Genomic DNA, 20,626 nt, shown 5'->3' with positions numbered 1-20,626 from the left:
CCAGGTGTCGCGCTACGAGATCATGGAAACAAGTCCGTCTCGCCGCAGCGCAGATCGGACAGATAGGGGGTTCCCCTATCGAACGCCCTCTGAGATGATGCAGACGTCATGTTTCTCGGCGCTCGGCCGCTGTCATCCAAACCACCCCTGCACATAGGCCAACCGACGAGGCGTCTCCATTCGGCGAACGCTCCGCCCAGGTCAAGGATTTCCGCAAGGACGATGGCCGTCATACGCGAGACAGCTGGGTCCACGGGGACGATCCAGCTGTCCAGGGAACGGTCAGAGGTGGCAGCGATCCGGGCTGCGCGGCCGAACGGCGCCCCATCTACTTGATCACGAACAACCTCTCCGCATACAAGGGCAGCACTATCCGGCAGTGGGCACGGAAGAACAAGGTCAAGCTGTGCTTCACTCCGACGAACGCCTCCTGGGCCAAGCCGATCGAGGCGTACTTCGGGCTGCTCAGGCAGTTCACATTGGCCAACTCCAACCACCCGAACCACACTGTCCGGCCCCGTCGGCTGCACGGCTACCTGCGCTGGCGCAACGCCAATGCCCGCCACCCCGACGTTCTGGCCGCCCAGCACAAGGAGCGCGTCCGCATACGCTCCGAGAAGGGCATCCACTGGGGAGGACGCCCACTCGCCAACGCGGCCTGGCCAGGAAACCCGGCAACCTTCCGGGTCAAAGAGCGAGATCGCCCCATGGACCCTCCGGTACCAGGGCGGCGAGAACGGCCGACAGCGTGAGCGTCTTCCGATGAGGCAAGTCACCTCAAGGTATCGGCGGCAGTGCCTTGTACACCTCTGCCAAGGCTCCGGCCGACGACATGCCGCCGTTGTCGACGGACGTGTGGCCGTCGTGCACGATCACGCGGGTAATGCCGTCGAACACGGTCGGGCCGGTCGGCCGGGAGGGCAGTCGGGAGAAGTCCACTTTATCCAGCGCGGCGCGGAGTTCGGCGAGTTCACCCGACTTCATCCGGCCAGACCGGTTCTTCCTCTTTGGGGTGACGGCAAGGTATCTGCCGTCACCATAGATGACGAGGGAGTTGTGCCTTCCGTCGATGCCGCCGCTTTCGGTGAAGGTGACGAGAACGGTGTCCGGCTCCGGGGACGGTGCGCTCGTTGACGTACCCGGTGCGGGTGTGGCGCCAGGGGTCGACCTGGCCGAGTCGGAGCGGACCTCAGTGGGGCTCCCACTGGCCCTGTTCTCGGGCGGGCCCCCGTTCCCGGCGCAGCCCGTCACGCACAGCGTCACGATCGCCAGCCCTGTCACGCCCATCATGCGCTTCATAACCGTCCCCCGGTAAGCCTTGGCGCGTGCTGCGTCGCGCAGAGAGTATCCAGTGCCTGTGGCGAGCCGGAAGACGGTACGGACAGACCAATCGGTGACGGGCCAGGCAGACGCGGCCGACCCCTGTGGACTGATTGCCGCTCGGCAGGGAGCCAACTGCCGGCTCACGGGTTCTATGTGTCCAGGCCGTTGACCTGTGGGGGAACGCCAGGCGAGGCGCCTGTCGACCTCTGCCTGATTCGTCTGTGGCTCAGGACTCACGCCATACATCGCATGTGACTGACGCGAGCGTCTTTCGGGAACGGGCCGCTGCTGATGCGGGAGCAGGAGGAGTACGCGGACAGGGCGGGTGCCGCCGGCGATCCCGCGGGCGGGGCTTCACCCTCGGACGCGCCGGGTCGCCGTGCGCCGCTCTGCAGCGCAGGAAAGGCGTCGTCTTCGGCACGGGCTTCGTCACCGCGACCGACACACACGTGACCGTCTGGACGCCACCGAACTGCGCGCTACCACGAGGACGGAAGGGGAGGCGACAGGCCGTCAGGTGCCGTCTCCGCCCCTCCCGATGGGCTCTTCTCCGTGCGGGATCAGGCGAGTTCGGAGAAGGGCGGCTTCAGGGACGGCCAGCGCTCGGCCGTCGCGCAGACGGGGATGGTGCCGAGCGGCGCCTCCCGTTCGACGACGCGGCCGCCTGTGAGCGCCTCGCCCGTCCATACGTCGATCCAGTCACCCGCCAGCAGGACACGCTGCGGCGCCTCGCGCCCGGCTCGGTGACCGGGGCATCCAGCAGGGCCGAGCCCAGCAGGAACTGGTCCTGGTGGTCCCAGATCCGCGCGTCGTCGGCGTGGTCGATGAACAGGCCGCGCATCAGCGGCTTGTTCTCGGCCAGGCCCGCCTTCGTCTCCTTTCTCCGGACAGTCCACTCCCGATTCAGTGCACAGCCCAGTATCGAGCTGAGGCATCCACACGGCAGGCGTGGCTGCATTGATTCCGGCCAGGGACATTCAGTCCGCCAGTTCCCCCAGCAGGGCCCAGGTGCGGCGCCGATCGGCATCCCCTGCGATTTCTGTCCCTGAGAACACCACCTCCGTCGCCCCGGCGTCCCGGTAGCGGCGCACCTCGGCAGCGACCGTCTCTTCGTCGCCGATCACGGCCACGTCAGCGGCCCGCTTGCCGCCAGAGAGCTCGATGACCCGCGCGTAGGACGGGATCTGCTCGTAGAACGCGAGCTGTTCCGTGGCCTTCTCGCGCACGGAGTCGACGTCATCGGTCACCACCCCGGACACAAGTGCCACGATCCGGGGCGTGGGCCGGCCCGCGGCCTCCGCCGCCGCGGTGACGGCCGGGACGATGTGCTCAGCCAGGGCGCGGGGCCCGGCGAGATAAGGCAGGATCCCGTCCGCCAACTCACCACTGGCACGCAGCGCCTGCGGACCCATCGCGGCGATGAGGAGCGGCACGCCGGCCTCGGCGCCCGGCACGCGCGCAGGGATCGGCGTGGTCGCGGTCAGCAGCTCGCCGCGAAAGTCGGCGGCGCCGGTCTCAGTCAACTGCCTTAGTGCGATGAGGAATTCACGCAACCGGGCAATGGGCCGCTCAAACGGGATGCCGAAGCCGGCCTCGGTCAGAAGCTTGGTGCCGAGCGCGAGTCCGAGGTGATATCGGCCGTGCGTGGCCGCCTGCGCGGTCTGGGCCTGGCTGGAGACGAGCAACGGATGGCGTCCGAAGACAGGGATCGCGGACGTGCCCACGTGCAGGTCTGGCACCTCACGCCCGACGATCGCCGCGAGCTGAGGTGAATCGGCACCGAAAGTCTGCCCGAACCAGGCGGATCGCAGCCCCGCGGTCGCGGCTTCCCTGGCGAGGCGCACAGTGGCGTCGATCTGGTTACCGGCATCGGTAGCGTTGAGCGCAACTCCTACAGTCATGTCACTGCAAACCATCGGTAGGCGGCTGGGCATTCCGGTTCATATGTGACAGCTTCATGTCAGCTGTGTATACGCGGTGGCCGCGGACGCCTGGCCACCATCACATCCCGCATCCGAGAAGTCGCCACCCACTTCCGGAGCGAATCGCCACCCACCCGGACCTGCCCGCCGAGTGAGTCGGATGTCCTCATGTCCCACCGGCCCGGCAGCCCACCCCACCAACGCCCACCTGGTGACGCTCCTCGCCACAGCTTTATATTGACCTGCGGCAACGTCGGTGCAGTGCAGGGAGATTGATCACTCTTACGATCAATTGACCTCCTCCCCCGCATGAGTGTGGGGGATTCGCTCCCTGGTGTCCGTGTGTGCGGTGCGCCTTGAGGCGGGTTCCTGGTTCCTCCCCACCCGATGGGTGGGGGTTGTGCGTGCTGCCGGGACGATTCCTGGTCTTACGTGCGCTCCGCAGGCGTTTACCTGGTCCGTTGCCGGGCGAGGGCCCCCGGTCCGGGGGTGGGTGGTACAGCCTGTTGTGCGGCGCGGATGCGCCGTCCTTCGTGCTTGATGTTCTGGCCCGCGTTGTGGTCCCGGTCGTGCCGGGTGCCGCACCCGCTACAGGTCCATGCCCGGATGTGCAACGGTTTAGGTCCGTCGCGGTAACCGCAGGCGGAACACACCTGCGAGGACGGGAAGGCGCGGTCCACCTTGGTCGGAGTGCGCCCATACCGGGTCGCCCTGTAGTCCAGCATGGTCACGAAGGAGGACCATCCCGCGTCGTGCACGGACTTCGCCAGGCGGGTGCGGGCGAGCCCTTTCACGTTCAGGCTCTCCACGCTGACAGCTTGGTTCTCGCGCATCAGCTTCGTGGACAGCTTGTGGTGAAAGTCCCTGCGCGCATCGGCCACCCTCGCATGAGCACGGGCCACCTTGATCCGCTGCCTGCTCCGGTTCCTCGACCCCTTCGCCTTACGAGACAGCCGACGCTGCTCCCTCTTCAGCTTCTTCTCCGCCCGGCGCAGGAACCGGGGTGACTTCACGCGGGAGCCGTCCGCCATGACGGCGAAGTGGGTCAGGCCCAGGTCGATGCCCTGATCCGTCTCCAGCGCGGGCAGCAACTCCTCTGCCGGGTCGGTCTCCACGACGAACGAGCAGAAGTACCTGCCGGACGCATCCTTGATCACCGTCACCGTGGACGGCACGGACGGAAGCCGACGCGACCAGCGCACCTTCACCGGCCCGATCTTGGGAAGGTTCAGCTTCCCGTCCCTGGTGATCGACCAGCGGGCATTCGCGGTGAAGCGGACCGACTGCCGGTTGTCCCGCTTCGACTTGAACCGGGGCCCGGCAACCCTCGGCCGCCCCTTGCGCGTGCCCTTCAACGAAGCGAAGAAGTTCGAGTACGCCGCATCCAGGTCCGCAGCGACTGCTGCAGCACCACAGCGGACACCTCACCCAGCCAGCCACGCCCGGTGGTCTTCTTCGCTTCGGTGATGAACCGCTTCGACAACTCCGCCGACTTCAAGAACGGCTCGCCCGCGGCGCGGGCGTCCCGCCGCGCCCGCAGACAGTCGTTCCACACCACCCGCGCACAACCGAACGCCCGCGACAACGCCATACGCTGCCCCTGCGTCGGCTCAATACGGAAGGAATAGCGAAGCTGCATGACAACTCACCCTGCATACCCGGTTTATGGCTTACATGCAGAACATCAGAACTGGTCGGCACTGCACTTTCGCCCTCCATGCCCACTTGGTTTTCGTGACGAAGTGCCGGCACCAGGTCTTCAGCGACGCGCACCTCAAGCGGATGGAGGACATCATGCGGGCGGTGCGCACCGACTCCGAGTGCGAGCTGATCGAATTCAACGGCGAGAGCAACCACGTCCACCTCCTGGTGAACTTCCCGCCCAAGGTGACCCTATCCAAGCTGGTCAACTCCCCCCAGGGCGTATCCGCGGGCGGCCTGATCGCTGCCCCCCTGGAGCCTGGGCGACGGTGGTCCACTGCGGTCCGTCAACGGGTCGATGCTGAACGCGGCGCCAGTCACCACCCGCTCGGTGACGCGTTCCAGGGCCGCGACCGCCCGGAGTGCGACCAGTGATTCGTCGGCGATCAGAGCGAGCGGCGCTCGACCTGGCCGAGGAGGGCGGTGAGGCCCCCGGCCCGGCGGCGGCGCGACGCAGGTTCCGCTGTGGTCGCGGACCCGACCGGCCACCCACGACTTTGCCCGTGCCGCGCCGAGCCCGGCGGGCAAATACCCGAGCCGGTCAACCGCCCACGCCCGACCCGTTTCTTCAGGTCGAACCCGGTGATCAAGTCGACGTGACCTCCGCCGGGCCGGCGGGACACCGGTGCAAGTCGCGCCTCGAACCGGTGCCAGGACTATTCCGGAACCGGCACCTCACCGGATACCGCAACTCCTGCCTTGCGGAAGTCGTTCAGCGCGGCAGCTGTTGTGTGCGGGGCAACGCCGACCGAGTAGTCGAGACGCACCCGTGCGCGAAATCCTGCCGCAACGGCATCCAGCGCGGTCGCACGCACGCAGTGATCCGTCGCGATGCCCACCACATCGACGTCCTGGACCCCGCGGGCACGCAGCCAGTCCGCGAGGGACGTTCCCTCCGCGTCCGCGCCTTCGAAGCCGCTCTTGGAGGCAGAGTGGGCGCCCTTGAAGAAAACGGCGTGCACCTTGCCGTCCGTGACGACGGGTGCGAAGTGGGGATGGAACTCACTGCCCTCGTTCCCTGCCACACAATGGACGGGGAAGCTGTCCTGGAAGTCCGGGTTCTCGGAGAAATGGCTGCCCGGATCGATGTGATGATCCCGGGTGGCCACAATGTACTGGTAGTCACCGCCTGCGCTCCGGTCGACCAGATCGGCGATCGCCGAGGCGACCCGCGCGCCTCCTGCGACGGGAACGCTACCTCCTTCGCAGAAGTCGTTCTGCACATCCACCACGATCAGCCCTCGGCTCATCACGAACACCTTTCAGGATTGTGGAACACAGGAAAGAACCGCTTCGGAAACCTGATCCGGCACAAGCCGCGGGCACCCGATGATGCCGGGCACTCCGGGACGGGAGCTTGTGGTGCGCGGCCGGGGTGCAGGAGGCGACGGTGTCCGCCACCGTCTGTCGGCAATGACGCTCAGCGTGTGAAGCTCCGTCTCATGGGCGGCCAGCTACCGGCGCAGCTTCGTCGCCGCCCGCTCCCCCACGTACCGACGACGAGAGAGCCCCGATTCTGCGTACCAGGTTCTTGATCATTCCCCGGGTATACCGGCCGCCGCCTGCCTCCTGGGCGGAGCGCGGCCTGCGGTCATCCGTACGGCCGACAAGGTTCACCGCAGGAACGATTCGCGGGGCACAGCTCAGAGTCTGCTCGGGAGTTGAGGCCGCGCAGCTGCGGGCTCGACGCCGACGTGTCAAGAACGTCTCTCTGTTCCTTTGGAGGGAGTCCGCGAGCTGAGCGTAGGCATGGACGCACCGTAGATGGGCCAGGGTCAGCAGCGCCTGTCGCCCGGCAGGCAGCCCACGTCGGCGCGTGCCTTGCTCGCGGTTGCGTGTGGCCAGCTCGCCGGCCGGGAAACGCTGGACCGAGGTAGACGGATCGACGCCGGCTGGGTGGACAAGCACGCAGAAGCTCCTGGTAGGACGGCATGGACGCGACAGTCACTCGTCCACCAGGTGCTTCTCTACGCCCACACACCACCCTCACCCTCAACCACCCACCAGAAAAGGCAAGTTGGTAAGATGGGGGAGGTGCGGGGTGGATCCGCTGGGCGAGGACTGCCAGGCGCACGCTCGCCATTTCGCGGTCCAGCCGCGGCGGCGAGAACTTCGAGCGCGCCGGCCCGACGCCACAGGGGCTGCAGGCGGGGATGCCGCCTGCAGCCGGGGCCGCTGCCCGACCCATCTGGAGCTGGTCCCAGGCGTCGGCGTGCCGACCGGTGTCGAGAAGGACGGCGGGGCGGTTCATGATGGTGTCGGCTGTGCGGGCGTCCTCGATGAGGCGGGTCGCCGACCCAGGACGGGCGTAGCTGCACGGCGCCGCCGGCCCGGCCCGGGGGCGGGCAGGCGACGCCCACCGACTCGCCTTCGGGGATGCTGAACAGGGCGACTCGGCCGTCCACGCTGACCGAGACATCGGCGCCCGGGTCGGATTCGCCGGTGAACAGGCACCGGTTGTGGTCGAGCAGCCACTTCTGCAGTCCGAAGTGCGAGTCGGTGGAGAGTCCGACCCGGCCGTCGTCGGTCACCGCAACGGGGCCGCCACCCCACGCCGCCGCGCTGCCCCAACCTGCTGTGTCGCGGTGCGCCGGCCGCGCCAGGCGGGCGGGGCTTTGGCGGCGATCGCCCCGTACTGGAATCCGGACTGGCCGCTGGGGTGACAGCGGTGCTACGCCTGCGCCCGGGAGTTCCTGGCCGAGGAGACTGTCCTCGCGCTCGTGGAGTCCGGCGTCAGGCCGGTGTGTAGCCGCGTTCCTGGACCACGTCACGGGCAAGCCGAATGAAGGCGCGTGCGGCGGCGCTCTCGTAGGCGCTGTCTCTGCGCAGCAAGGTGGCGACGCGGGTGGGGAGCGGGGGGTCGATGGAAATGGGGGTGAGATGGGGGTGGTCGTCGGTGATGGCGTCGGGAAGCACGGTGGCCAGCAGGCCGGTGCGCTGCACGATCTCGGTCAGAGCCTGGATGCTGTTGGCTTCCACAGCGATCGGCGGGCTGATGTGATGCTGAGCGAAGTAGTTGTCGATGTGGCTTCGGGTGGCGAAGTCGCTGCTGAGGAGGGCGAGTTGCTGCCCGCCAAGGTCACTCACCGGCAACGGCAACTCACTGCGCGTATCGGGACGACGCGTGGTGACGACAAGGCTGAGAGTCTCGGTGAAGAGCGCGGTTGCGACGACCCCGGGCAGATGGGTTCCCTCGAATGCGATGCCGAGGTCCAGTTCGTCGGCCAGAAGGCCCGCTTCGATGCGGTCCTGCGTCATCTCCCGCACCTCCAGGGTGACGCCGGGGTGGCGGGTGTGGAGCTCCTGCGCGAGAGGGCCGATGAGATAGGCGGTGAAGGTCGGCGTCATCGCCAGGCGCAGATGCCCGCGGGAGAGGTCAGCCACGTCGAGGACGGCACGGTCCGCCGCTGCCAGCTCCCGGAGGGCGCGCTGCGCATAGCGCACATAGACCTCGCCCGCATCGGTCGGGCGGACGCTGCGGCCACTGCGGTCGAGCAGTTGAACGCCGACAACTCTCTCCAGCTGCTTGATCTGTTGCGACAACGTCGGCTGCGAGATACGCAGTTCATCGGCGGCGCGCGTGAAATTGCCGTGCTCGGCCACCGCGATCAGGTAGCGGAGGTGGCGTAGTTCCGGACCCATGTGTGGAGTATAGAGCGGACCAATCACCACTCCCACTGATGCGCTCCTTCATCTATGAACTTCTGCCTCGGGAGAGCCCCGGTGTCCGCTGCCCCGATGTGTATGCGCGGTCCTGCGAGAGGGCCACCGGCCCCCGGCATGGCTGTTGCCCACTGTCGCAGCGAAGACCTGGAGGTGGTGTCACCGGTCTCGGATGGTGCCGTTGGCGATGCTGGTGAGAGGTCTGGCTATCGCCCGGCCGGGCGCAATGCCCCGGCCGTCCGAGGGCAGCAGGTCTGCATCACGTGGGTGCGCGTGTACAGCTCCGATGACCGGTCCCGCACAGCACGAGCCCGGAGTTCGGGAATTTGAGCTGCACTACACGACGACATAGGTGTCCTTCTCGGTCTGAACATCAACACGGCCGCTCAGCACGGCCATGGGCTCACTCCGGCCGGCAAGAAGGTCTTCGACGGGCGGCTGCCCGACAGCGAACCGAAACTTCGGACCGTCTTCGGAACGCTGACCGCCCTGTTCGGTACCGCCCCCGTCATCGTGGACCGGGAAGGGCACCGGCTGAGCCGATGGTCACGGGGCCGGTGCGTTCGATCTGCCGCGCTGCTCATGCGCCGTACAGCGGGTGATGGTGGTTCCGGCTGCGTTGCCGCGCGGCAACGCAGCCGGAACCCAGGTGTTTCGGCTCCGCCCATGGCACTGGGCCCGTCTCCTCGCGGAACCTGTGCCGACCGGTTCGGCTGATGCGGATCACCTGGTACTCAGGAGCAAGCCGGCGAGGCGTGGGCCGAGGCGCCTGACAACGCGGCAAGACCGACCCGGCTGCCAAGCGGTCCCGGCTTCAGTCCTTCTCCACGTCGGTCGTGGTCAGCGATGCGTAGCGCTGGGGATCACCCCGGCGGATACGCAGCGCGACATACAGACCGGCCACAAGGACCAGGGGCAGCGGCGCCAGGAGCACGACATTCACGAGCCCTGTCTCACCGGTCAGCAGGTCGAAGTGGAAGACGGCCAGGACGGTCAGCAGGGCGAGTCCGGCGAACGAGACAAGCGGCGCCCAGACCACGCGGGCCGCGGACATGCCGCGCCGGTCGTGGCGGAAGAAGGCCCAGACCGCAAGTGCGGCCATGGCCTGCATGAGCATGATGCCCAGGACTGCGGTGCTGTTGGTCCACAGGAAGACCACGGTATAGGGGTCGGCGGCAAGTACGGCACCGGCCAGGACGACCAGCAGGTTGAAGGCCGTCTGGGCAATCACCGCCCCGCCTGGGGATCCGTGCCGTGCAGAGGCCTGGCCCAGGTGTCGGGGCAAGAGTCCTTCACGGCCGAGCGCGTAGAGGTAGCGGGCGGCGGCGTTGTGGAAGGCGAGGGTGGCGGCGAAGGCGCTGACGATGATGAGCGCGTGCATGGTGTCGGCCAGCCACGCACCGACGTACAGTTCACCCGCCTTGAAGGTGAGATCGGGGCCGGCTGCGGCACGGGCCATCGCCACGGCCTCGTCCGTACCGAAGGCGCCCATGAGCAGCCAGACACCCGCGGCGTAGAAGAGGGCGAGGAAGCCGATGGCGATGAAGGTGGCGCGCGGTACCGTGCGGCGTGGTTCGCGGGCTTCCTCGGCGTAGATCGCGGTCGCTTCGAAGCCGGTGAAGGCTCCGATGACCAGCACGAACATGCCTGCGATTCCGCCGCCGACGAGTGTGGTGGGGTCGAAGGAGCCCAGGTCGAGAGCAGCAGTACCACGCTCACCCAGAATACCGCCGTCCAGGACGAGCAGGGAAAGCACCTCGAGCACCAGGGCGATACCGAGGACCTTGGCGCTGAGTGTGACCCTGAGCCAGCCCAGCACTCCCACGGCAATGGCACAGACGGCGGAGAGCAGCCACCAGGGGACTTCCGTTCCGGTGGCGTCGTGTATCGCTCCGGCGGCGAAGTAGCCGAAGGCGGCGGCGACTCCGGGGGTGATGAGGTTGTAGGAGGTGACGGCCACGTAGGCAATGCCGACACCGAGGGTGCGGCCGAGACCGCGGGCGACGTAGGCGTAGAAGGCGCCGACGTTGCGTACGTACAGGCTCATTGCGGTGAATCCGGCAGCGAAGAGCACCAGGAGCACGCCGGAGATCAAGTAGGCGAGCGGGGCTCCCGGGCCGCCGATGCCAATGGCGAAAGGGGCCACTCCCGCCAGCACAGTGAGCGGTGCGGCGGCCGCGACGACGAAGAAGACCATGTCGAAGGTGCCTATCTGGCCGGCGGCAAGGCGTGTGCCGGCAGCGCCGTCGGGACCGGCGGAGGCCGGTGTGCCCGTGTCGGACGAGCCCGTTACGGCCGTCGGGCGCGGTTGGGCGCTCATCGCTCTCCTCGCAGGTCGGGGGCACCGTCGGCCGGGAAGGCGGGGTGAGGTGCGGGGCCGACGATCCTGCCTCCGTGGAGCACCAGCAAACGCTGCGGGTGGGCGGCCACGGCTTCCGGTACGCCGCCCGCTGCGATCACGACCAGGTCGGCACGGTTACCCGGTGCCAGGCCGTAGTCGCTCAGGCCCAGTGCGGCTGCGGCTTGGTCGGTGGCCAGCGAGGCCGCGTACCGCAGTTCGTCGTCGGTCATCAGGCCGCCCTGGAGGCCGATGATGGTGGCGCGTTCGAGCATGTCGGCGGTGCCGTAGGGCCACCAGGAGTCGCGGATGTTGTCCGAGCCGGCGAAGACCCGCACGCCGTGGTCGCGCAGGCGCAGTACGGGAGGCATGGAGTGGCGCGGTCCATTGGTCATGATCGCGACTCCTGCCGCGGCCAACGCAGCAGCTGTGCAGTCCAGTTCGGCCATGTCGACGTCGCCGAGCGCGTAGGCGTGGCTCACGGTGACGGCGCCTTCCAGCCCGAGGGCGGCCGTTCGCTCGGCGACGGCGCGCAGTTGGAAGGTGCCGGTCTCGCCGCCGTCGTGCAGGTGGATGTCGATGCCCGCGCCGTGGCGCTCTGCCAGACCGAAGACGATGTCCAGTTGGCCGTCGACGTCCCCGTCGAAGCCTGCCGGGTCGAGCCCGCCGATCAGGTCGGCACCCTCGGCGAGGGCGGCATCGAGCAGATCTGCGACGCCCGGCGCTGTCACCACCCCGCTCTGCGGGAAGGCGACCAGCTGAATGCCGAGCCGGTCGCGGAACTGCTCACGTACGCTGAGAAGTTCGTGCAGGCCGTCCAGCCGGACGTCCGGGTCGATGTCGACGTGCGAGCGGACGTGACCGGTGCCGAGCGTCACCATACGCTCGGCCAGGGCGGCTGCGCGTGCGGAGACCGGGATACCTGTCTCCTTGCGCAGGGCCCGTTCATTGGCGATCTGTTCACGCAGGGTGGCCGTGGCCCGGTGCGGCTGCCAGGGGGCACCGAGCAGGGTCTTGTCCAGGTGGGCGTGCCCGTCGACCAGAGCGGGCAGCAGCAGGGCGCCGTCGAGGCGGACAGCGCCGTCATGTTCCGCGCGGGAGTCCCGGGGTCCCGCGCGATGGTCCTCGATGGCCGTGATACGGCCGTCGCCCAGGAAGACGTCGACCCGGCGGCCGTCGGCCAGGGTGGCGTCCACGAGGACGGTCGGCGCGGGTGGGGTCGGCTGGGTGTCGGCATACAGCGACACGGTGTTCCTCCAACTGTTCGTGCGTCTCACGCCGCCCCTCACCACGGGCTGTGGCCGGGAAGATACTGATGGGCGACGAGCATCGACAAGCTATCTGGTATACCGAATACCAAGCAACGGTTGCCGGAAAAGTTTTCCCGTTCTGCGATGATCAGAAGTACCCGGGCCCCACCCTCGGTCCCGCCCACCGCATACGGAGCCGAATCCATGACCACCCGCCACTCTGACCGTCGCGCCTCGATCGGCGACACCCACCAGTCCCTTCGGGACCGGGTGTTTGTGGAGCTGCGCGAGCGGATCATCGAGGGCGAGTACCCGGCGGGACATCGCCTGGTGGAGCGGGAACTCGCCGAGGAGCTCGGGGTGTCCCGGATCCCGCTGCGGGAGGCGATGCAGCAACTGGAGTCGGAGGGATTCCTCATCACGCAGCCCCGGCGCGGCTCGTTGGTCGCCGGCTTCGGGACGGACGACGCCGAGCACCTCTTCGACGTACGCGAAAAGCTGGAGGGCCTCGCGGCCGGCCTGGCCGCCCGCCGCGCCACCGACGCCCAGCTGCGAAACATGGAGCGTCTGTTGCTCCTCAGCCGCAAAGCCGCCGAAGCGGGTCGGCTGCGCGAGGTGGTCGCCCACAACGCCGACTTCCACCAGCAGATCGTCGAAGCCTCCGGGAACCCTCTGCTGCAGGACCTGATGAGCCCCCTCGACTCGCGCTTGCGGCGCCTGTTCCGCCTCACCTCCGCCCTGAACGACGGCGACCCGATATGCGGCGAACACGAGCGGCTCCACGAAGCCATCCGCGACCACGACGAACTGAAGGCGGAAGAGCTGGCCCGCGCCCACGTGGCGGGCACGCGCGCCTCCGCAATGCGCTATCTGGCCGCCGGCACCACCGAGAACCGGGACAGTTCGACGCCGTCCTGACCCAGCGCTCCCTGCGACAGGGAAGCCGGCGCACTCGCGGTCGTCCACGCCGCAGCCTGCCGGGCACCGCCGTCACGCATCCGGGCTGCCATCCGGTTTTCGCGCCGCTCCTGCCGCGTTGCCTGCGCGGCAGCCAGAAGGACTCTCCGGCGCGGAGCGGCAGCACAGCATGCCACAGCCTTCCCGGTTCGAGCCGGTCACGGCACCCGGGCGACCCTGCACCCAGTATCGGATCCCCCCGACAGGCCCCCTGCAGCGAACTATAGATGCGATCGATCGAAATTATGGATATCAAGACTTGGACACTATAGGGACCGCTCATGCATGGTGAACTTCGTCAGCCCATCGGGCCGGCAACCACCGAAGGGAGTGACTGTGTACGACCTCACAGAAGGCCCCGCGCGTTTCCGCCGCGATGTCTTTCCCGCCAAGGCGACACTGTTCGCGCGTCTGGCCACGACACACCGGCCGAAGACGCTGTTCATCGGCTGTTCCGACGCCCGGGTCGTACCCGAGCTGATCACGCAGAGCGAACCGGGTGAGTTGTTCGTCGTCCGAACCGCGGGAAATCTGGTCCCGGCCTACGCTTCGGGACCGGACGGTGTCGCAGCAAGCATCGAGTACGCCGTCGCCGTGCTGGGCGTGAACGACATCGTCGTCTGCGGTCACTCCGCGTGCGGAGCCATGACCGCCCTGGCCGAGGAACACGACCTCAGCGCCACGCCGGTGATCGCCGGCTGGCTGCGGCACGCGGACGCCGCGACCGCCCGCGCAGCTGCAGAACCTGGCACGCCCGAAGTCGCCACCCTGGTACGGGCCAACGTCCTCGCGCAGCTGCAGAACCTGGCCACCCACCCGTCGGTGGCTCGCACCATGGCCAACCGGACGCTCACCCTGCGCGGCTGGATATTCGACATCGCAACCGGAGCCATCGAGACGATCGACGACCCCGCGGCTGCGGCATGACCCACCACCCCACCGAACTCGCCGGCCGCTCCTCAAGGCCGGTACCGCAAAATGGAGTCCCTCTCATGACACACGCCCAGTTCGACCCCACCGCGCGCCAGATCCTCGCCGTCACCGCTGTCGAGGCCAAGACCCGCAAGGACCTGACCTGGCGGCAGATCGCCGATGCCGCAGGCCTGTCGGTCGCCTTCGTCACCGCGGCGGCGCTCGGCCAGCACGCTCTGCCGGAGAAGGCCGCCAACGCCGTCGCGGAGCTGCTGGGCCTGGATGCCGACGCGGTGTTGCTGCTGCAGACGATCCCGACCCGCGGATCGATCCCCGGCGGAGTCCCGACCGACCCGACCATCTACCGGTTCTACGAAATGCTCCAGGTCTACGGCACCACTCTCAAGGCCCTTGTCCACGAGCAGTTCGGAGACGGCATCATCAGCGCGATCAACTTCAAGCTGGATGTGAAGAAGGTCGCCGATCCGGAGGGCGGCGAGCGTGCCGTCATCACACTCGACGGCAAGTACCTTCCGACCAAGCCCTTCTGACGATCCACCCATGGGTTGCGGCGGGCCGGAGCGCGACACGGTTCCCTCCAGCCCGCCCCCCTCTCTTCCCCCGGGACACCGCCTGCCCACCAGGCGCCTCCCTTCCACCGGAGGTCTCCGCATGGACTTCGCCCAGCGCACCATCGACATCGCCCGCCAGAACGTCGAAGAGGGCGGACGCCCCTTCGCCACCGTCATCGTCAAGGACGGCGAGATCCTCGCCGAAAGCCCCAACAAGGTCGCCCAGACCTCCGACCCCACCGCACACGCGGAGATCCTCGCCATCCGCGAGGCCTGCAGGAAGCTCGGCACGGAGCACCTGGTCGGTGCCACCATCTATGTGCTCGCCCACCCCTGCCCCATGTGCCTGGGTTCGCTGTACTACTGCTCCCCCGACGAGGTCGTCTTCCTCACCACCCGCGATGCCTACGAGCCGCACTACGTGGACGACCGCAAGTACTTCGAACTCGACACCCTCTACGACGAGTTCGCCAAGGACTACACCGAGCGCCGCCTGCCGATGCGCCACGAGCCGTGGGACTCGGCCGTCGAGGTCTACCGGCTGTGGCACAAGCACAACGGCGGCAATCGGCGTATCACCGGGGCACCGACCACAGCGTAGGACGCGACGGGCCGCACGTGCAGCGCATCAGCCCGACGTCTCCGTTCGCGTTCCGGCGCTGTGGTCGCTTCGGCGTCCGCGGCGCCCGAGCGCCTTGCGCTCCCTTTCCCGTTCCTGCGCCCCGGCCCGCCGTCCGTCGTCGCGCCCCTCCCCCTCTCAGCGCCTCGACGCCGCCGTCCGCGCCCTCCGCCCCTGCCGGACAGCCGACCGCGCATTCCGGCACGGTGCCGCCGGCCTGCGTCGGCCAAGGCCGACAGCCCAGGCACCGCGACACGGCCGCGCCGCACGCCCACCGATGATGCCCCGTCCTGCCTGCGGACCCGGCACATCAACCGTTCGGCCGACACGACAGCCCACCGCACTGCTCCGCTCGCCGAGCCACTTCACCCACCGCGGCGCCCGCGCGCGACGTGAGAGTGGATGGTGCAGATCACCTGCTTCCGCCCGGCGTCCCGCGGTGCTGCCGCTTCCCGCCCGTCGAAGGGCATGGGAACCGGTGGCCATTCAAGCCGAAAGAGGATAAATGACACCTTTACGACGCTCCACCCGCCTGTTCACGGCACTGGCGGGCGTGCTCGCAGTCACGACCGCCTGCACCACTCAATCCGGCAGCAACAACAGTGCCCAACAGCGTTCCACCCCTGCCAAGGCCGGTACCCCCTCACCCGCGAAGTCTCCGGCACGTTCGCCTTCCACGGCGCACTCCCCCGCAGAACCGGCCACTGGTCCGGACCTCCTCGAAGCGGCACGCTCCGGTGACACGGACGCCGTGCGCGAGGCCCTCCGACGCGGCGCCGATGTGGAAACCCGCGACGAGAACCGCCGGACCCCGCTCCTGCTGGCGGTCACCGGCAACCACGTCGAGGCGTCCGAGACCCTCATCAAGGCCGGAGCAGACCCTGACGCGCTCGACCAGCAGCACGACACGCCGTGGTTGGTGACCGGAGTGACCGGCAACGCCGCCATGGCCCGGACCTTGACCGCCGCCCACCCCGACTACACCGTCGTCAATCGGTACGGCGGCACCTCCCTCATCCCCGCATCGGAACGAGGCCACGCCGAATACGTACGGGAGGTCACCACCAACCCGGAGATCGACATTGATATCAACCACGTGAACAACCTCGGCTGGACCGCGCTCCTGGAGGCCGTCATCCTCGGCAACGGCGGCCAGGACCACCAGGAGGTCGTCAAACTGCTCCTCGACGCAGGAGCCGACCGCTCCATCACCGACAGGAACGGTGTCAGCCCACTCCAGCACGCCCGGCGACACGGCTACACCGAGATCGCGCAACTGCTGGGTCAGTGAGAACACCGACAAACGGCCACAGGGTTCTGTGGCACCCGCTCGCGCACCTTCCGCCCGTACCAGTCCGGCCTTCAAGGCCTGAGGCCTCCTCAGGTGCGGCAATGGTGGGCCTGTGGGCCGCCAGGCGTGCTTCCTCGGCTGCGCGCACCCCCGACGGCCTGGCGCAAGAACTCACTCCGCGGCGTGACGGCACGTACCGGCTGTCCTCTCCCGTCCAGCCGGTGCCTGCCGTCGCGTACACCCTCCCGCGCCTTCCACATCCGCCCCGGCATCCACGAGTCGCTGAGTCTTCCCTGCGCCGGGCATCCCGTCACGTTGTGCGCGTACCGATACGACGGGTCGCCGCCGGGGCGGAAACGCAGAACAAGCCGTTAGGCCAGTTCGCCGTCCCGGGCCACCACCCGCCCGCCGTGCACCACCATGTCGCGCGTCGGCATGTCCACCACGACCTGCGGCAGGCATTCGGCGCGCATCAGGACGAAGTCGGCCGGGGAGCCCGGGGAGAGGTCGGCACGGGGCAGTCGCATGACGTCGGCACCACCGTGCGCGCCCACCTCGTAGCAGGCCGCCAGTTCCTTGTCGAGGCGCACGTCCGTGACCCAGCCGAGCAGGTGTGCCCGGTGCAGCATGTCCGCGTTTCCGAACGGGCTCCAGGAGTCGCGTACTCCGTCCGAGCCGAGCCCGACCCGCACGCCGTGGTCCCGCAGCTTCGCAATCGGCAGGACGAGCGACTCGTTGGGCGCCACGGTGGTCAGGGCGATGTCCAGGCTGCCCAGCTGCTCCGCCATTTTCGCCAGTTCGGTGTCGGAGAGACCTGGCAGGCAGAAGACGTGGCTGACAGTCACCTTGCCCTGGAGGGACAGAGCCCGGGTGCGGTCGATGATGCCGCGCAGCACCGTCAGGCCCGTCTCGCCCCGGTCGTGCAGATGGATGTCCACGCCGATGCCGTACCGGTCCGCGAGGTCGAAGACGATGTCCAACTGCTCGTCCGGGGCCTCGTCGAAGCTGATCGGATCGATCCCACCGATCATGTCCACGAGTCCGCTGCGAGCCGCCTCCTTCAGCAGTGCCGCCGTGCCAGGAGCGCGGACGATGCCGTGCTGCGGGAAGGCCACGATCTGCACGTCAAGCGCGTGCTCGAGCCGTTCGCGTGCCTGCGCGACACCTTCCACGCAGGTGAGACCGTAGGCCGGAGCTATGTCGGCGTGGGCCCGCATGGCCCGCGTCCCGCGAGTCACGGCGTGCGCCATGAGCCCGTGGGCCCGCTCGGCCACCGGCCGGCGCTGACTGCGGAACAGCTCCACGTCCTGGGCGGCGAAGTCGGCGATGGTGTTCGCCGGCCTGCGCGAGACCCATGGACCGCCCCACGTCGTCTTGTCGGGGTGGATGTGCGCGTCCACGAGGGACGGCAGGGCGATACGGCCTCCGCCGTCGATCACCTTGGCGCCTCGGGGGGCCCGGGCGCGGGTGATCAGGCCGTCGACGACGGTGAGATCCACGGGGTTGGTCGCGCCGAAGGGCCGCACATCACGGAAGATCGCCGCGTTGTTGGGCCGGCTCCGGGAATCGGCTCGGGCCGAGGGTGCGGCCGCGGACAGTGCGACACCGGTGCCCGCCAGAGAGGCGGCGCCGGCGAGGACACCACGCCGGGACAGCGGAGAGGGAGGGGGCGTCATGGGGACTCCTTCGACTGAGCAGAAAGGACGGGGACAGGTGCCGCGGCGGGCCGTGAGCGAGGACCGTTCGGCAGGAACACAAGGGCTTCAGATCCGTGAACGAAGAACCGGCACGACTAGAGCGCCCTGCCCGAGCGCACCACGCGTAGGGGTGTCTTGAGCACGGACACGTCGGCGAGCGGGTCGCCGTCCACCAGGATCAGATCTCCTGAGAAGCCGCGCGCGAGACGGCCCGCCGCCTCCTGGAGGCCGAGGAGCCGGGCTGCTCCGGTCGTGGCGGTGCGGATCGCGTCGAGCGCCGAAAGGCCTGCCGCATGCATCAACTCCACCTCGCGTCCGATGGGTTCGGTCTCACCGCCGGAGGAGTCGGTGCCCGCCGCCAGCGGGACGCCCAGCAGGTGCGCAGCCCTCACCGCCTCCTTCAGAATGGGCAGGTAGGTGCGTCCGCGTTCGGCGAGTACCGGGTTCGGCGAGTCGGCGAGCCCGGCGATGGCGGTCAGTGTCGGTGTGAAGCAGGTGCCTCTGCGCCGCATGTCGTGCAGCGTCCGCTCGCTCACGAACACCCCGTGTTCCAGGGAGCGGACGCCTGCCCGGACCGCGTCGTCGCAGCCACGCTCGCTGTAGCTGTGGCACAGCACGCCCTTGCCGCCGCGCCGCGCCGCACGCACGACCTCGGAGAGTTGCTCGTACGAGTAGACCTGCGCCAGTGGGTCCTGCTCCGGCAGGCCGGCGCGCTCGTTGACCCGTGTCTTGATCACGTCGGCGCCGCGGGCGAGATTGACCCCGACGACGCGGCGCAGCGCCTCGGCGGAACGCACCCCGTCCTTCAGACGTGCCAGCGCCGTGAGGTCGGGGTCGGCCAGGAGGGTGTCGCCGAGGTCGGGCGTGACGAAGACGCCCGCGGCCCGCAGCCGAGGAGCCAGGTCCGGGGCCTGGCGGGCCAACTCCCTCACGGCAAGGTCCTGGTAGAAGTTCGTGGAACCGCTGCGAGCGCTGGTGGCACCCTTGCGGACCGCTTCACGCGCCTCGGCGGCGGTGTTGAGGTGGATGTGCGCGTCCACGAGACCCGGCAGCACCCAGCGGCCGTGCGCGTCGAGGCGGGGCACGTCGTCGGGGACCTCGACCCGTGCCCGCGCCCCGGCCGCGTGTACCCGACCGTCACGTATCACGACGACCGCGTCCGCTATGACCTCACCGGTCGCCGGATCGAGCAGTGTGCCGCCCTCGACGACCAGGTCACCCGCAGAAGCGGCCGTCCTCCCGGGAGCGCGCCCGTGCGCCGCCGCGGACGAAGCTGCCGACAGGGCCGCTGCGGTACCCGCCAGAGCGGCGGCCCCGGCGAGGACGCCGCGACGGGTGACACGACCGGGCGGGGGCGGGGCGGGATCGACACACATGCAGGGCTCCTCGACGCTCGATGTCCAATGAGGGCTAATTGGTATACCAAATATGAGCACGGAACAAGGCCTCGCGTATTTCTTACCTGTAAACGCTCGACACGCAGCAGCTCAGCACCACTCGCCGCACATCTTTTGGTATACAGATTCGTGGCGAGGTACTGCTCGACACGTACCGCAGCCCGGGTGCAGGAACGCTCGCACGCCACCGCCGAGGGGCCGTAGCCGAACTGCCGGCACCGCGCGGCGATAGACGCCGCCGATGGCTGCGATGGCTGACATCTCTTGGACGCCTCAGACCACGGCCTGGCACGGTGGGTGCCGTGGAGCCTCCCCCTGAGGGCGAGGGTGATCCCGTACACGTAAGGAGCGAGTCTTGTCTTCTGCCGAACTGACCGGCGTGGAGCACCAGCACCTGGAGCGGGCCGTCCAGCTGGCGGCCGAGGCACTGCGGGCCGGGGACCAGCCGTTCGGCTCCGTCCTGGTGAGTGCCGATGGCCAGATCCTCGCCGAAGACCGCAACCGCGTGCGCAGTCTCGGCGACAGCACGCGGCATCCGGAGTTCGAACTGGCCCGCTGGGCCGCCGTGCACCTCACGGCGGCCCAGCGGGCCGCGGCCACCGTCTTCACCTCCGGCGAGCACTGCCCCATGTGCTCGGCCGCACACGGCTGGGTCGGCCTCGGCCGCATCGTCTACGCCCACTCCGCGGCCCAGTTGACACAGTGGCTCACCGAGCTGGACGTACCGTCATCACCGGTGCGTTCCTTGGCAGTACAGGACGTGGCACCCGGCCTCGTGATCCAGGGCCCTGTCCCTGCTCTGGCCGACCGTCTGCGGGAAATGCACCGCGCTTTCCACCTGCCACCCCGCTGAGAGGGCTGCCCAGATCCAGGCCGCAGCAGACGCGACAGGCGAAATCGACTGGGGGTCCCGGCCGGCTCCACCGCCACCGTGCGTCCTCATCATCCCGCAGCACGCGCCCGCACCAACCCACCGCCGGCCCG

16 protein-coding genes and 4 pseudogenes are annotated in these 20,626 nt (G+C 68.7%); 9 read left to right on the top strand and 11 right to left on the bottom strand.

Translation table 11 applies throughout. The features are described 5' to 3' along the window. Nucleotides 1-294: 294 nt before the first annotated feature. Nucleotides 295-644, top strand: a pseudogene (locus ACIPEK_RS40385) (IS630 family transposase); the annotation flags it as partial. Nucleotides 645-777: 133 nt separating this feature from the next. Here ACIPEK_RS40385 and ACIPEK_RS40380 read toward each other — a convergent pair. From ACIPEK_RS40380 to ACIPEK_RS40365, 4 genes and pseudogenes are all read right to left on the bottom strand, one after another. After that, on the bottom strand, nt 778-1,299 hold the full coding sequence (locus tag ACIPEK_RS40380) for a hypothetical protein (protein WP_402007070.1): 522 nt from the start codon (nt 1,297-1,299) through the stop codon (nt 778-780). Nucleotides 1,300-1,909: 610 nt separating this feature from the next. After that, on the bottom strand, nt 1,910-2,164 hold the full coding sequence (locus ACIPEK_RS40375; RefSeq protein WP_402007068.1) for a hypothetical protein: 255 nt from the start codon (nt 2,162-2,164) through the stop codon (nt 1,910-1,912). Nucleotides 2,165-2,300: 136 nt separating this feature from the next. Further along, nucleotides 2,301-3,224 carry an LLM class F420-dependent oxidoreductase gene (locus ACIPEK_RS40370; RefSeq protein WP_402007074.1) on the bottom strand — a complete coding sequence of 308 codons (924 nt, stop codon included), beginning with the start codon at nt 3,222-3,224 and terminating at the stop codon, nt 2,301-2,303. A 309-nt stretch (nt 3,225-3,533) separates the two neighbouring features. Beyond that, nucleotides 3,534-4,884: pseudogene (locus ACIPEK_RS40365) on the bottom strand (RNA-guided endonuclease InsQ/TnpB family protein). A 26-nt stretch (nt 4,885-4,910) separates the two neighbouring features. Here ACIPEK_RS40365 and tnpA point away from each other — a divergent pair. Further along, on the top strand, nt 4,911-5,321 hold the full coding sequence (tnpA, locus tag ACIPEK_RS40360) for an IS200/IS605 family transposase (RefSeq protein WP_402007066.1): 411 nt from the start codon (nt 4,911-4,913) through the stop codon (nt 5,319-5,321). Between the two features lie 281 nt (nt 5,322-5,602). Here tnpA and ACIPEK_RS40355 read toward each other — a convergent pair whose 3' ends face one another. The 3 genes and pseudogenes from ACIPEK_RS40355 to cynR all read right to left on the bottom strand — a co-directional run bounded on the left by ACIPEK_RS40355 (nt 5,603) and on the right by cynR (nt 8,588). Beyond that, on the bottom strand, nt 5,603-6,196 hold the full coding sequence (locus ACIPEK_RS40355; RefSeq protein WP_402007064.1) for an isochorismatase family protein: 594 nt from the start codon (nt 6,194-6,196) through the stop codon (nt 5,603-5,605). A gap of 481 nt (nt 6,197-6,677) precedes the next feature. Then, a pseudogene (locus ACIPEK_RS40350) lies at nt 6,678-6,854 on the bottom strand (IS5/IS1182 family transposase); the annotation flags it as partial. Between the two features lie 825 nt (nt 6,855-7,679). Then, nucleotides 7,680-8,588, bottom strand: a complete 909-nt coding sequence (cynR, locus tag ACIPEK_RS40345) for a transcriptional regulator CynR (protein ID WP_383081772.1) — start codon at nt 8,586-8,588, stop codon at nt 7,680-7,682. 369 nt (nt 8,589-8,957) lie between these two features. Between cynR and ACIPEK_RS40340 the strand changes: the two are divergent. Further along, a pseudogene (locus tag ACIPEK_RS40340) lies at nt 8,958-9,131 on the top strand (IS110 family transposase); the annotation flags it as partial. A 292-nt stretch (nt 9,132-9,423) separates the two neighbouring features. On the opposite strand, the gene ACIPEK_RS40335 reads toward ACIPEK_RS40340, so the two are convergent. Both ACIPEK_RS40335 and ACIPEK_RS40330 read right to left on the bottom strand, forming a co-directional pair. After that, entirely contained in the window at nt 9,424-10,929 is a 1,506-nt protein-coding gene (locus ACIPEK_RS40335; protein ID WP_402007062.1) for an APC family permease, read from the bottom strand. Then, nucleotides 10,926-12,194, bottom strand: a complete 1,269-nt coding sequence (locus tag ACIPEK_RS40330) for an amidohydrolase family protein (protein ID WP_402007060.1) — start codon at nt 12,192-12,194, stop codon at nt 10,926-10,928. Before ACIPEK_RS40330 ends, ACIPEK_RS40335 begins: the two co-directional genes overlap by 4 nt. Before the next feature lie 207 nt (nt 12,195-12,401). On the opposite strand from ACIPEK_RS40330, the gene ACIPEK_RS40325 reads away from it, so the two are divergent. The 5 genes from ACIPEK_RS40325 (at nt 12,402) to ACIPEK_RS40305 (ending at nt 16,548) form a co-directional block, all read left to right on the top strand. Continuing rightward, nucleotides 12,402-13,115, top strand: coding sequence for a GntR family transcriptional regulator (locus ACIPEK_RS40325; RefSeq protein WP_402007058.1), 714 nt, complete (start codon nt 12,402-12,404; stop codon nt 13,113-13,115). 375 nt (nt 13,116-13,490) lie between these two features. Further along, the gene (locus ACIPEK_RS40320; RefSeq protein WP_402007056.1) at nt 13,491-14,081 is read left to right on the top strand and encodes a carbonic anhydrase; all 591 of its coding nucleotides are present in this window, start codon (nt 13,491-13,493) and stop codon (nt 14,079-14,081) included. A gap of 65 nt (nt 14,082-14,146) precedes the next feature. Next, complete coding sequence (cynS, locus tag ACIPEK_RS40315) at nt 14,147-14,617, top strand: cyanase (RefSeq protein WP_402007054.1); 471 nt, start codon at nt 14,147-14,149, stop codon at nt 14,615-14,617. 121 nt (nt 14,618-14,738) lie between these two features. Beyond that, on the top strand, nt 14,739-15,239 hold the full coding sequence (locus tag ACIPEK_RS40310; protein WP_402007052.1) for a nucleoside deaminase: 501 nt from the start codon (nt 14,739-14,741) through the stop codon (nt 15,237-15,239). 523 nt (nt 15,240-15,762) lie between these two features. Then, nucleotides 15,763-16,548 (top strand): ankyrin repeat domain-containing protein, encoded by a 786-nt coding sequence (locus ACIPEK_RS40305; RefSeq protein ID WP_402007050.1) that lies wholly within the window; start codon nt 15,763-15,765, stop codon nt 16,546-16,548. A 371-nt stretch (nt 16,549-16,919) separates the two neighbouring features. Here ACIPEK_RS40305 and ACIPEK_RS40300 read toward each other — a convergent pair whose 3' ends face one another. Both ACIPEK_RS40300 and ACIPEK_RS40295 read right to left on the bottom strand, forming a co-directional pair. Continuing rightward, a complete protein-coding gene (locus tag ACIPEK_RS40300; RefSeq protein WP_402007048.1) occupies nt 16,920-18,224 on the bottom strand; it encodes an amidohydrolase family protein in 1,305 nt (434 codons plus the stop codon). Between the two features lie 116 nt (nt 18,225-18,340). Next, nucleotides 18,341-19,621 (bottom strand): amidohydrolase family protein, encoded by a 1,281-nt coding sequence (locus ACIPEK_RS40295; RefSeq protein WP_402007046.1) that lies wholly within the window; start codon nt 19,619-19,621, stop codon nt 18,341-18,343. A gap of 376 nt (nt 19,622-19,997) precedes the next feature. Between ACIPEK_RS40295 and ACIPEK_RS40290 the strand changes: the two genes are divergently transcribed. Then, entirely contained in the window at nt 19,998-20,495 is a 498-nt protein-coding gene (locus ACIPEK_RS40290; RefSeq protein WP_402007044.1) for a nucleoside deaminase, read from the top strand. Nucleotides 20,496-20,626: the final 131 nt, after the last annotated feature.

Source organism: Streptomyces sp. NPDC088246, from assembly GCF_044741025.1.
Lineage (GTDB): Bacteria > Actinomycetota > Actinomycetes > Streptomycetales > Streptomycetaceae > Streptomyces.
This window is presented reverse-complemented; position numbering and strand designations above follow the sequence as displayed.